Here is a 13,117-nt window from a genome sequence, read left to right as displayed (position 1 = left end):
TATTAGCCTCCCAGCTTTGTTATAGAAACGCCTTCTTTCGATAGTCTCTCTCTTATTTTTGTAACAAATTCTAATGCATGTTCACCATCTCCATGAACACAAATCGTATCTGCTTGAATATCTATTTCTTTGTTATTTTTAGTCATGACGCTTTGTGATTTCACCATTTTAATAACTTGTTCAATCGCTTCTTCTGTATCCGTAATGAGGGCATCATTTTCCTTTCTGCTCACTAATTGACCATCATCTTCATAACGTCTGTCAGCAAATACTTCTGAAGCGGTCGTTAATCCTATGGCCTGGGCTTCTGAAATAAGTAACGTATTGGATAATCCTACATAAATTAACGATTGATCAAAATCGTATACCGCTTGCGCAATAGCATGAGCAATTGATTTATTACGTGCCCCCATTTGGTAAAGTGCTCCATGTGGTTTTACGTGATTTATCTTAACCTCATGAATGTTACAAAAACCACTTAAAGCACCAAGCTGATAAATTACAATATCATAAATCTCATCAGGCGATAAATCCATGTTTCTGCGTCCAAATCCTTGTAAATCTGGCAGACCTGGATGTGCTCCTATACCAATCTCATTTGATTTAGCTAATTTTACAGTTTGATGCATGACATGTTGATCACCTGCATGAAACCCACAAGCAATATTAGCTGAGGTAATTAGCGGAATGATTTGCTCATCCCCGCCAAAAGAATAATTTCCAAAAGCTTCACCTAAATCACAGTTTAAATCGACTTTCATTATGATTCCTCCTTGATAATCTTATGTCTATCTAAGAATTTAATATCGACTTCATTAGCATCACCATCTGCGTATAGTGGATACGATAAAACAGCATATAAAAAGTCAGCTGTGGTTGTAAATCCATCTATAACCATTTCATCTAATGTAACTTTCAATTTTTTAATAGCTAATGCTCGATTTGATGCTTTCACAATCACTTTTGCCACTAGTGAATCGTAGTTTGGAGAAACAGTATAACCTTGATAAAGCAAACTATCAATACGAACATTAAATCCCTGTGGCAAATGTAGTGCTTTTACTTTTCCTGGAGAAGGTTGAAATTGTTTCTGAGGGTTTTCAGCATTGATTCTCGCTTCAATCACGTGACCATCAAATAAAATATCTTCTTGCGTAAATGGCAATGCACCATGCTTCATTAAATAAAGTTGTGCTTGTAATAAATCACGATTTGATCTCATTTCCGTAACAGTATGTTCTACTTGGATGCGTGCGTTCATTTCAATGAAATAATAAGCGTCATCTGTCACTAAATATTCGATTGTACCTGCACTTCTATAATTGGATGCTCTAGCTACTTTTACAGCATCATTACACATAGAAGCCCTCATTGCTTCAGATAACGCAGCACAAGGTGATTCCTCAATTAATTTTTGATTTTTGCGTTGTACTGAACAATCACGCTCTCCTAAATGTATGTAATTATCGTAGCCATCTCCAAGTACTTGAACTTCTACGTGTTTAGCTACAGGTATAAATGTTTCTACATACACACGATCATCATCAAAATATTTTTTACCTTCATTCTTTGCTTCTTTAAAAGCTTTTTCCAAATTTTCTTCAGTTTTAACAATTCTTATACCTTTTCCTCCACCACCGCTAGCAGCTTTTAACACAAGTGGATAACCAATATCATTTGCGATTTCTTTAACTGCTTCCACCGATTCTACAGCAGCTGTTGAACCTGGTATGATTGGCACGCCAGCCCGGTCTACTGTTTGCCGAGCTGTAATTTTATCTCCCATTAATTCCATGGTCGTATCAGTTGGCCCTATAAAATGAATATTGTTTTGTTCTACGTTTTTAGCAAAGGATGCACTTTCTGATAAAAACCCGTACCCTGGATGAATCGCATTCGCGCCAGTTATTTTGGCTGCGCTAATAATCCTCTCTTGATTTAAGTAACTATCTAATGGATTTGCATCACCAATGCAAACCGCTTGATCAGCTAAACTTACATGAAGACTTGATTCATCACCTAAAGCGTAAATTGCAACCGTTTCAATATCCATTTCTCTGCAGGCCCGAATGATTCTTACCGCAATTTCTCCTCTATTTGCAATTAAACAACGGTACAATACAAATACCCCCTATTCAATCTTATTTTACTGTTATAATTGTTTGGTCGTATTCCACGCTTGAACCGTGGCTAATAAGTATGGATTCTACTACACCACTCACATCACTTTTGACCTCGTTCATCACTTTCATTGCTTCTATATAGCCAATGACGTCGCCTTCTTTAATTTCGTCGCCTTCTTTAATTAACGGCTCTGATAATTCTTTTTCATCCTGTAAATAAAATGTACCAACCATAGGTGATTTAACAACTTGATTTGATTTTACTTCATTTGAAACACTTTGTTGATCAGAATTTGAAGTATGATTTGCGACTGCATTTTGTTGCGTTTGCCCGCCATTAAAAGTATTATCTGTGAAATCTATAGAAATTTCGTTTTCATAATCTTTATAATTAAATTTCTTTACTCCATTATCTTTTACTAATTGAATTAATTGCTCTAGTTTATCAAAGTTCATCATAATTCCCCTTTCAATAATTTATTAATACGTGCTGATGTGTTTCTCATTTGAGCAACATCGAATATGGGTTGATTAAGTAAATTTTCTATTTTGTCGTTAAAATCTTTTTCTTGTTGTTCTAATTTGGTTACTGCTGTTTCGACTGTAGTCCATTCAAAACGAATTATCTCATTAGGTTGCATTTGAGCTAATCTATGCAAATCTGATGCACAAACTGTTGCGATTTTTGTATAACCACCAACTGTTTGTTTATCATTTAATAAAATAATTGGATTGCCATCGTTTGGGACTTGGATACTTCCTAATGCAACTGGTTCCGATATAATATCAGCCGATCCTATAGGTGGTATGTTTTCTCCTTGTAAACGATATCCCATGCGATCTGATTTTTCTGATATTTCGAAATTTTTAGATACTAATTTTTGTTGCGCCTCTTTACTAAAATGATCAATTTGTGGCCCCTCGATAATTTGAATAGGTTTATTATTATTTTTTGCTAAATTAAAAGGTAAACTAATACCTAGTCTTTCCTTATATGATGTATTATAAAGACATCCAATTAAATCACCAGATTTTAAAGCACGTCCTTTAAAGCCACCAATTTGACTACGCGTATGTGTTGAAAAACTATCTGCAACTTTAGATATATCTAATGGTTTACCAAATAATAAATACCCTCGTGCACCTTCGTTTACTTGTCCAACTTTTAAAACATCGCCTTTTTTCACCGCTATAACTGTCGATCCATCAATGAATGTATCATTTAATGTCGCCTTAAATTTAGCGCCTGTAAGTACAAATGTATTGTCTTCCAAAAATTCAACTGTTGGGCCAATAATAGTACATTCAATGGCTGGTCCCCTATTCCCAATTAATATTTGACCCATTCTATAAGCATAGTTATCTAACACGCCTGCAGAAGAAAAACCTTGATCTTGATAACCAATTCTCCCTAAATCTTGAATGGTACTAAATAAACCTGGAGTTAAAATTTTAATGCTCATATTGAACTTTCACCCACTTTTCAATATCAAATTCACCTTGTTGTTCAGCAATAATCTGTTCAAATGTTGTTTCATCTATAGAATAAAACTTTATATAATCTCCAGATTTATATAAACACATAGGCGTTCTAAAAATATCAAATACAGTAATAGGTGTGCGGCCTATAATTTGCCATCCTCCTGGCGATTGTTTAGGGTATAATCCAGTTTGATTATTTGCAATACCAACAGAACCAGCAGGAATATGCGTTCTAGGTTCTTGTCGTCTAGGTGTGTGTAGTTGGGAATTTAGCCCACCCAAAAAAGGGAAACCTGGCATAAACCCTAACATATAAATTAAATAAGCATCTTTTGTATGTAAATGGATGACTTCTTCTACAGATAATTGATTATGTGTTGCTACCTCTTGAATATCTGGCCCATATTCACCATCGTATAAAACTGGCAAACTGATTGTTTTTATGTTTTTTGGTTGGTCATCCAAATCAATTTGATTTAATTGTTCTAAATTCAACTGATTAACTATATCTATTAATTTTTGCTTTGTAATATCAATATGTAACATTATAGAACAATAAGAAGGGATAATTTCAATAATTGCTTTATGCTGTTGTTCTTTTATATATTTTTCAACTTTTTGAACTTTTTTAAATGTTGCAGGATCAATCTGTTGTTCAAAATAAATCATAATTGTTTCTTCATTAATCAATTTATATTCCACTATTGCGCCCCCTTTTATATTACGCACAATTAAACCTTAAAACAAAGATTATTAAACACGCAATATTAGTATTATATCATTTATACTTAATTTATGTTTAATAAAAAATAGTTATAATTGTTGATAATAAACTACAATCATAAATGACTTATTAATTCACATGTCATCTTACAAAGTAGTCTTAATTTTCCGATATTTTTTTGAATGATATTAATTTATCAAATAGTCGCCAATAAGTATATATTTTTATATTGAAAGTGTAAAATCCCCCTAACTCAATAAGTTAAGGGGATTAGTTACAATTATTTAATGTTTACAATTTTTACGTTAATTTCAGCACCATTTGGTAGTGGCACACGTACTTCTTCATTTAATTTTTTACCAATTAAACTTTGTGCCATAGGTGATTCATTTGAAATCTTACCATTAAATGCATCAGATTCTGCTGACCCAACGATTTGATATTCTTCCTCGTCGTCACCAGGTAATTCAACAAATGTTACGGTTTTACCAATTTGTACTTGATTATTGTCTCCTGTGTCTTCGATGATTAGCGCATTACGTAACATGTGTTCAATTCTCTGTATATCTTGTTCAATAAATCCTTGTTCATCTTTAGCAGCATCATACTCGGAGTTCTCAGATAAATCACCAAATGAGCGTGCTACTTTTATTTTTTCAACGACTTCTGGTCTTTTTACAGTTTTTAATTCTTCTAATTCGTTTTCTAATTTTTCAAAACCCTCTTGAGTCATTGGGTATTGTTTTTGGTTTTCCATATTTGTCATCTTCCTTTACTAAAATACTATTGTGTACTAACTAATGTTTGGATTTTTGTTGTCATTATATCGATAGCCACTTTATTACTTCCACCTTCTGGGATAATAATATCCGCATATCTTTTAGTAGGTTCGATAAATTGGTTGTGCATTGGTCGAACTACATTTAGATATTGATTGATTACCGAATCCATTGTACGTCCTCTTTCTTCAGTATCACGAAGCAAGCGTCGCAAGATTCGTAAATCTGCGTCCGTATCAACATAAATCTTAACATCCATTAAATCTCTTAACATTTTATTTTCAAGCGCAAATATACCTTCTACGATAATAACATCTTTTGGTTTAAATGCAATCGTTTCATCGCTTCGAGTATGATTTGTATAATCATAAGTGGGCACTTCAATCTGCTTACCGTTTCTCAAATCGTTTAAATTTTCAATTAATAAATCATTATCAAAAGCAAATGGATGGTCATAATTCGTTTCTAAACGTTCTTCAAAACTTAAATGGGATTGGTCCTTATAATAATAGTCTTGCGCTAATAATGCAACACTATGACCTTCTAAATTTTTCATTATTTCGTTAGTTACTGAGGTTTTACCTGAACCTGAACCACCAGCAATTCCAATTATTGTCGTACCTTTCATTATCCAATTTCCTTTCTCATCATGTTGTTGGTATAAATTGGATGGTCAACTTTAATTTGCACGATTTGTAATGGGTGCCGTGCAGCATCAAGTTCATTACCTTCTTCATCATAAATAGTCTCAACAACTTGTCTAAATGTATTAATTTCAGGACCAAAAAACTCTATTTCTTGCCCAGGTTCAAATTTATTTCGTTGCTGTATAGTAGCTATTTTCGAAATCTTGTCATAATCCAAAACTAATCCACAGAAATCGTATGCAGCGTTTTTTTTATTTTGTTGACCATACATTTGCTCTTCATAACCTGGCGTCCCCTCTATAAATGCAGGCGCGGTGTCTCTATTAGCGCATTTGTCTAACTCAATTAACCATTCAGGCTGAATTTTAAAGTTATCTGGATCTTCAGCGTATGCATCTATCACTTTTCTATATACTGAGACTACTGTAGCGATATAATGTATTGACTTCATTCGTCCTTCAATTTTAAGCGAATCTACACCAATATCCATCATTTTAGGGATGGACTCAATCAATTTCAAATCTTTTGGACTCATTGCAAATGGTGTGGCTTCATTCTCATCGTAATACAAATCTAACTCGCCATCTTCATCTACTTCTAATAAATCATAATCCCAGCGACAACTTTGACAACACCCGCCTCTGTTAGAATCACGTGCTGTCATATGATTACTTAAAGTACATCTTCCAGAATAAGCAATACACATTGCACCATGTATAAAAGATTCAATTTCAATATCAACTTTCTCTTTCATTTCTCTCATTTCCATAGCACCTGTTTCACGAGCTAAGACAACACGATCCAAGCCTTCCTGTTTCCAAAATTCAACAGCTTTATAATTCGAAAGTGATTGTTGTGTAGATAGATGTATTTCTAATTTAGGCGCGACACGTTTACATGTTTCAATGATCAGCGGATCCGCTACAATGATGCCGGTAGCACCAGTTGACTCTAAATCTTGTAAATATTGATCTAATCCCTCTATATTTTCATCATGAGCAATAATATTCGTAGTTACATATATTTTGGCTCCATATTGGTTTGCGAATGATACGCCTTCAACTATTTCTTCCATGGTAAAATTGTCAGCGTTAGATCTCAAACCGTACGCTTGCCCACCTAAAAATACAGCATCAGCACCATAATGAACAGCTATTTTTAGTTTTTCTAAATTACCAGCGGGGGCAAGAAGCTCAGGTTTTTTCATTTTATTTTTGCTTTTTTCTACAACTTCTTCTAAGATTTTCATCCTCATATACCTCCCTTAATATACAGTTTGTTTATATAAGAAACCTTCATCAAATGGACGGTGTTCTGGTTGTATCGCTTCAATAGGATCGACAAGCATAAATTTTTCATCCTCATAAGCTTCTGGATCTTCATTGTATAAATCAATAGCTTCTCTATATTGCTCTGTACAAACATTGATATATGTTTCCGTTTGTAATACACCATCGATTTTTAATGCATCTATACCATTTGCTAAAAGGGGTTCTAATTCTTCAATCAAACATATATCATTCGGAGACATAATATGTGTCCCATTATAATCTTCAAAAACTGGATATTTATTATCACGTTCTGCATCATATAATAATAATTCATTCGCTTCTTTGTTTCTTTGAATTTTCATTTGACGTTCTTGGAAAGTAAAGTAATTACCTAAAAGCATGCGTTTAGATTGGAACATGCAAGTCATGCCGTGTACTTGAACTTCAATTTCAACATCGGCATGTTTTTTAATATTTAAAATTTCATCTAAACTAAGTTCTCTGGCTAGTTGCGCACGTTTTGCACCTTTTCTTCCCCAATAATTACATTGAAAATAATTCGTCACTAATGCTTCTGCATCCCAATTTAGTGGTATTGGGTTTTCTTGTTCTTTGACATACATAACCACTGCAGGATCTCCAAAAATAATACGATCGACTCTAATTTCATGCAAAAAGTTGATATATGCTTCTACTGCGTTTAAATGGTAATTGTGAAAGATACCATTAACTGCTGCGTAGACCTTTTTTCCGTGACTATGTATTAATTCTACTGCTTCTTTCATAGCTTCTTTTTTAAATTCTCCAGCTAACCTTAGGCCAAATTTTTGTTCCCCAATGACGAAAGCATCTGCGCCTTTTTCAATTAATACTTCAATGTGTTTAACAGATTTAGGTGTCACTAATAGTTCTGTCATTTTGATTCTCCTTTAATTGAAATAGCTAACCCATCATCCATATTTAAGAAATTAGTAGTAAAGTCAGGTTGAGCCATAAGCCATTCGTTATACTGTTGCACTTTTTTTACCATCTGCTTTACATTTCTACTTCGTACTACTGAAATGTCTGAAACAAAACCATGATACAGCACATTATCAGTGACAATAACGCCGCCCTCTTTCAATAAAGGGGCGTAAAGCGTAAAGAATTTTTTGGATTGTGCTTTCGCAGCATCAATAAAAATCATATCAAATGAAAGGTGTTTAATGTTGTCAAATGCTTCTAGTGCATCTTCTTCCACCAATTCAATTTGTTCTCCATATCCAAATTTTATAATGTTTTCTTTAGCTTTTAATTGCATTTCACTATTACGCTCAATTGTAGTAACTTTAATTTTATTAGAAACAGAAGCGAACTGCATACTGCTATATGCAATAGCAGTACCAATTTCTAAAATGCGCTGTGGTTTATGTAATCGAATAAGCTGTTTTATCATTTCTAATGTAAGCCTATCAACAATAGGAACTTGATTTGCTTCGGCGTATTGCCTAAGCATTTCAATCGGTTCAGCATTTTGTTTATGCAATTCTAATAAATATGACTGGTTATTATTCATTTTAAAACTTCCTTCAACGTAAAATGATTCAAGCGTTTTTTACAAATTAAATATAATCAGTCAAGGTTACTGTGACTGATTATATTTAATTCATAAACGCATACTATGTTTTTATATTATGAAATACTAAATAGATTTATTATAAAATGCTTTGAAATCATTTCTTATGATTTAATTTTAACTTTATATATTTTACCACAAAGCTACATAGATTATAAGTGTAAATTGTGTTTACTAACACAGTCCTACACTTATAATTTCTAACAAGTTGGGTATTAATACAAAAGATAGAAAAATTATATTTACACTTATTCTTCTATTGATAACCTACACCAGTAAATTAGAGCAAGTTGAAAAATTTTACTCTCAAGGTTTGTTGATAACTAGAAAAATATAAAAGTTGGCGTGTACATTTATAATTACTACAAAGTCGAACTATAATTGAAACAAACACGTAGTATGTTTCTAATCGTGAAACTTTGAATATAAAAAATGCACCTTCATTCAAAAATGAAAGTGCATTGATGTTAAGTGTGGGTATCACACCCAAACATTGTATTTTTAAAGTTATATACAAATATTTTAATCTATATAAAAATTATTCGTGATTATGATCGTGATCGTCCATTTCGGTATTAACTACTTCTTCAATCATATCCCATTCTTCATCTGTTTCCACAGGTAAGAATTTTCCACCTTCTCCATCTTCATCTGGATCATTAATCATTGGTACTAATTCAATGAGATCATCATCATCTGATTCTGCGCCTTCTTCAGCAAGAATAACATACTCTTTTTTGAATTCTGGATGGAAAAATTCTAAAACTTTGCGATATAGTACTTCATTTCCATCTTCGTCATATAAAGTTAATAATTCCTCTTGGTTATTGATTTCTAATTCAGATTCATGGTTGTGTTCAGTCATTATAAAACGCTCCTTTTTATTGTATAGAATCTAAATAGCCTTGTAATATAAATACGGCAGCCATTTTATCTATTACTTTTTTTCGTTTTTGTCTAGAAACATCAGCTTCAAGTAAAGAACGTTCTGCGGCCATGGTACTTAAACGCTCATCCCACATGATAATCTCTACAGATGGCAATGCTTCTTGAAGTTGCTCCTTGTATTGTAACGAAGCCTCGCCTCGAAATCCAATAGAATTGTTCATATTTTTTGGTAAACCTATAACAACGGTCCCAACTTTCTCTTTCTCTATTATATTTACTAATCTATCTATACCTAATTCATTCTTATCTTCGTTTATATGGAGTGTATCTAATCCTTGGGCTGTCCAACCCATGAGATCACTAACAGCAATGCCAACAGTTTTACTTCCTACATCTAAGCCTAATATTTTATGTTTTAACATATATTAATTGGAATTCTCTTGTAAATAATTCGAAACTAATTCTTCCATAATATCATCACGATCAATTCGACGTATTTGGTTTCTAGCTTCATTATTACGCGGGATATAAGCTGGGTCGCCTGATAGTAAATAGCCGACTATTTGGTTAACCGGATTATAACCGCGTTCATTAAGCGTATTATAGACATTTTGAAGTACTGTTTTGACATCTTCTTTTGGAATTTCATCATAATTAAATTTCATTGTTTTATCAAAGTTTTCCATTTTTTTAACACTCCTTTGTTCGAGTAAAAAAGTTCTTATTGTATATTCTACATTACAATGCATTGAACTTATAGAGATTTAATGTAATCTTTAATGAAACGTAATGATTCTGTTATGTTTTCAGGTTGTGTTCCTCCACCCTGAGCCATATCAGGACGGCCACCACCTTTACCACCTACGATTGGCGCCATATTTTTAATAATGTCACCAGCTTTAACACGATCTGTTAAATCTTTAGGTACGGTTGCAACTAGCGATACTTTTCCATCTATATTACTGATTAGAATAATAATCGTGTCTTGAAGTTTAGATTTAAAATCATCCATTGTTTCTCGAATTGCTTTCGCATTTGCTACTTCTACTTCGGTAGCAAGTACTTTAAATCCATTAACTTCTTCAACTTGATTCGTTACATCACCCATTTTTAATGAAGTAATCTCTTTGTTTTTTTGTTCAAGTTGTTTAGACAACTCTTTTTCGTCTGTTTGCATTTGCATAACTTTTTCTAATACTTGTTCATCAGATTTCACTTTGACTTGAGCTTTGACAGCATTAAATTGTTCTTGTATTGTCTCTAAATATAAAAATGCTGATTTACCAGTTAACGCTTCTATACGTCGAACTCCTGCGCCCGTTCCAGACTCGGTTACTATTTTAAACAACCCTATTTCAGATGTGTTATTTACATGGATACCGCCACAAAGTTCAATAGAGAAAGGCGCCATATTTACAACGCGAACGACATCTCCATATTTTTCACCAAATAATGCCATAGCGCCTAACTTTTTAGCATCTTCTATTGGCATTTCTTGAATGTTTACGTCTATGCTATTCCATATTTCTTCATTGACTCTGCGCTCTACTTGCTCTATTTCGGCCTCTGTTAAAGGACCAAAATGAGAGAAATCAAACCTTAAACGATCAGCCTCAACAAGTGAACCAGCTTGGTTTACATGATCTCCAAGCACTTCTTTTAAAGCGGCATGTAATAAATGCGTTGCGCTGTGATTTTTTTTGATGTCTCTACGCTCTTTATGATTTACACTGGCCAAAACTTCAGAATTTACTTTGACAGTTCCAAATTGTATTTCACCTTTGTGTAAATTTTGACCGTTAGGCGCTTTTGTAACTTCCTCCACATATATTTCAAATTGTTCATTACTTATCGTACCTTCATCAGCAACTTGGCCACCGCTAACAGCGTAGAACGGTGTTTTTTCTAAAATGAAATAGATTGTGTCACCAGCTTCAGCCTCATTTACTAATTCACCATCAAAAATAATATCAGTTATTTTTGTTTCTTGATCCATAACATCATAACCGACAAATTTGCTTTCAGTCGTAATTTTCTTCAAAACGCCGCTTTGTATTTGCATTGATTGTGCGTTTTGACGTGCTTGTCTAGCTCTATCTCTTTGTTTTTGCATTTCTTCCCCGAACGTTGCCATATCAACTGTTAAATTTTCTTGATTAGCAATTTCTACAGTTAATTCAACTGGGAAACCATATGTGTCGTATAACTTAAATGCATCTTTACCACTTATTTCATTCGTTGCATTTTGTGCTTTAGCAATTAAATTATTTAATATAGCGAGTCCTTCTTCTAATGTTTCGTGGAAACGTTCTTCTTCTGATTTAATTACACGTTTTATAAAATCAGCTTTTTCTTGGACATTCGGGTAATACGGCTTCATAATATCTGCGACGATATCAACTAATTTATACATAAATGGTTCGTTAATATCTAATGATTGACTAAATCTTACTGCGCGACGTAAAAGTCTTCGTAGTACATAGCCTCTGCCTTCATTTGCAGGCAACGCACCATCAGCAATTGCAAATGAAATGGTACGTATATGATCAGCAATCACTTTAAATGCAACATCATGTGCATCATGCTTTAGATATTTTTTATCCGAAACTGCCTCAACTTCACGTATAATAGGCATAAACAAATCTGTTTCATAATTAGTACGTACATTTTGGGCAATGGAAGCCATTCTTTCAAGACCCATACCTGTATCAATATTTTTATTTGGTAATGGTGTATAAGTATGATCTTTATTATGGTTAAACTCACTAAAAACTAAATTCCAAACTTCTAAGAAACGTTCATTTTCTCCACCTGGATACATTTCTTCAACTGGGTCATTTTGTCCAAATTGATTCCCGCGATCATAAAAAATCTCCGTATTAGGGCCTGAAGGACCTTCTCCAATATCCCAGAAATTCCCTTCGATACGGATAATTCTACTTTCTTCTAAACCTATCATTTCATTCCATATTTTATATGCTTCTGTATCTTCAGGATGAATCGTTACATATAATAATTTAGGGTCCATCGCCATCCATTTTTCACTTGTTAAAAATTCCCAAGCAAATTCAATCGCTTCTTTTTTAAAGTAATCACCAATTGAGAAATTTCCTAACATTTCAAAAAATGTATGATGTCTTGCTGTAAAACCTACATTTTCAATATCATTTGTTCTAATCGCTTTTTGAGAATTAACAATACGTGGCTTTTTAGGCGTTTCTCTACCGTCAAAATATTTTTTTAATGTCGCAACACCGGAGTTAATCCATAATAAAGAATCATCATCAATTGGGACTAATGGCGCAGACGGTTCAACCATATGTCCTTTCTCTACAAAATAATCTATAAAGTTTTGTCTAATTTCGCTTGCTTTTAAGTTTTTCATACTTAAAATTCCTCCATCTCAACTCAAGTTATATCAGTTATTTGATAAAAATGAAAATAAAAAACGCCCATCCTATCAAAAGGGACGAACGTTTCGCGGTACCACCCTAGTTATAAGCATTCATAATGATTCTATAGTACATTTGCACTCAAAAAGCATACTATTTTTAAAATCATTACTCACATCACTTATCACTCAATCAG

The 13,117-nt window shown here is 33.3% G+C and carries 14 protein-coding genes; all 14 read right to left on the bottom strand.

The annotated features are described in order from the left end of the window. Positions 1-2: 2 nt before the first annotated feature. The 14 genes from pxpA to alaS all read right to left on the bottom strand — a co-directional run bounded on the left by pxpA (position 3) and on the right by alaS (position 12,914). Positions 3-761 carry a 5-oxoprolinase subunit PxpA gene (gene pxpA, locus KA894_RS01480; protein ID WP_096809376.1) on the bottom strand — a complete coding sequence of 253 codons (759 nt, stop codon included), beginning with the start codon at positions 759-761 and terminating at the stop codon, positions 3-5. Continuing rightward, positions 761-2,119 carry an acetyl-CoA carboxylase biotin carboxylase subunit gene (locus KA894_RS01475; protein ID WP_096809374.1) on the bottom strand — a complete coding sequence of 453 codons (1,359 nt, stop codon included), beginning with the start codon at positions 2,117-2,119 and terminating at the stop codon, positions 761-763. Before KA894_RS01475 ends, pxpA begins: the two co-directional genes overlap by 1 nt. Positions 2,120-2,141: 22 nt before the next feature. Then, entirely contained in the window at positions 2,142-2,579 is a 438-nt protein-coding gene (locus KA894_RS01470; RefSeq protein ID WP_107644202.1) for an acetyl-CoA carboxylase biotin carboxyl carrier protein, read from the bottom strand. Then, a complete protein-coding gene (locus KA894_RS01465; protein ID WP_096809372.1) occupies positions 2,579-3,586 on the bottom strand; it encodes a 5-oxoprolinase subunit C family protein in 1,008 nt (335 codons plus the stop codon). Before KA894_RS01465 ends, KA894_RS01470 begins: the two co-directional genes overlap by 1 nt. Further along, positions 3,576-4,307, bottom strand: a complete 732-nt coding sequence (gene pxpB / locus KA894_RS01460; RefSeq protein ID WP_096809371.1) for a 5-oxoprolinase subunit PxpB — start codon at positions 4,305-4,307, stop codon at positions 3,576-3,578. Before pxpB ends, KA894_RS01465 begins: the two co-directional genes overlap by 11 nt. Before the next feature lie 302 nt (positions 4,308-4,609). After that, positions 4,610-5,086 (bottom strand): transcription elongation factor GreA, encoded by a 477-nt coding sequence (gene greA / locus KA894_RS01455; protein ID WP_096809370.1) that lies wholly within the window; start codon positions 5,084-5,086, stop codon positions 4,610-4,612. Positions 5,087-5,112: 26 nt separating this feature from the next. Further along, a complete protein-coding gene (gene udk / locus KA894_RS01450; protein WP_096809368.1) occupies positions 5,113-5,736 on the bottom strand; it encodes a uridine kinase in 624 nt (207 codons plus the stop codon). Next, positions 5,736-7,004: a peptidase U32 family protein gene (locus KA894_RS01445; protein ID WP_096809366.1), complete on the bottom strand. Its 1,269-nt coding sequence runs from the start codon at positions 7,002-7,004 to the stop codon at positions 5,736-5,738. Before KA894_RS01445 ends, udk begins: the two co-directional genes overlap by 1 nt. Positions 7,005-7,019: 15 nt before the next feature. Further along, positions 7,020-7,943, bottom strand: coding sequence for a peptidase U32 family protein (locus KA894_RS01440; protein ID WP_096809364.1), 924 nt, complete (start codon positions 7,941-7,943; stop codon positions 7,020-7,022). Further along, entirely contained in the window at positions 7,940-8,581 is a 642-nt protein-coding gene (locus tag KA894_RS01435; RefSeq protein ID WP_096809361.1) for an O-methyltransferase, read from the bottom strand. Before KA894_RS01435 ends, KA894_RS01440 begins: the two co-directional genes overlap by 4 nt. Before the next feature lie 598 nt (positions 8,582-9,179). Continuing rightward, positions 9,180-9,506 carry a DUF1292 domain-containing protein gene (locus KA894_RS01430; protein ID WP_096809359.1) on the bottom strand — a complete coding sequence of 109 codons (327 nt, stop codon included), beginning with the start codon at positions 9,504-9,506 and terminating at the stop codon, positions 9,180-9,182. Between the two features lie 16 nt (positions 9,507-9,522). Then, positions 9,523-9,951, bottom strand: coding sequence for a Holliday junction resolvase RuvX (gene ruvX / locus KA894_RS01425; RefSeq protein WP_096809356.1), 429 nt, complete (start codon positions 9,949-9,951; stop codon positions 9,523-9,525). A 3-nt stretch (positions 9,952-9,954) separates the two neighbouring features. Next, a complete protein-coding gene (locus KA894_RS01420) occupies positions 9,955-10,215 on the bottom strand; it encodes an IreB family regulatory phosphoprotein (protein ID WP_096809354.1) in 261 nt (86 codons plus the stop codon). A 68-nt stretch (positions 10,216-10,283) separates the two neighbouring features. After that, on the bottom strand, positions 10,284-12,914 hold the full coding sequence (gene alaS, locus KA894_RS01415) for an alanine--tRNA ligase (RefSeq protein WP_115342128.1): 2,631 nt from the start codon (positions 12,912-12,914) through the stop codon (positions 10,284-10,286). Between the last annotated feature and the right edge of the window lie 203 nt (positions 12,915-13,117).

It is taken from the genome of Staphylococcus sp. GDY8P131P (assembly GCF_017891975.1).
Taxonomy (GTDB): Bacteria; Bacillota; Bacilli; order Staphylococcales; family Staphylococcaceae; genus Staphylococcus; species Staphylococcus nepalensis.
The sequence above is the reverse complement of the archived record's forward strand: the minus strand, read 5'-3'. Positions and strand labels throughout refer to the sequence as shown.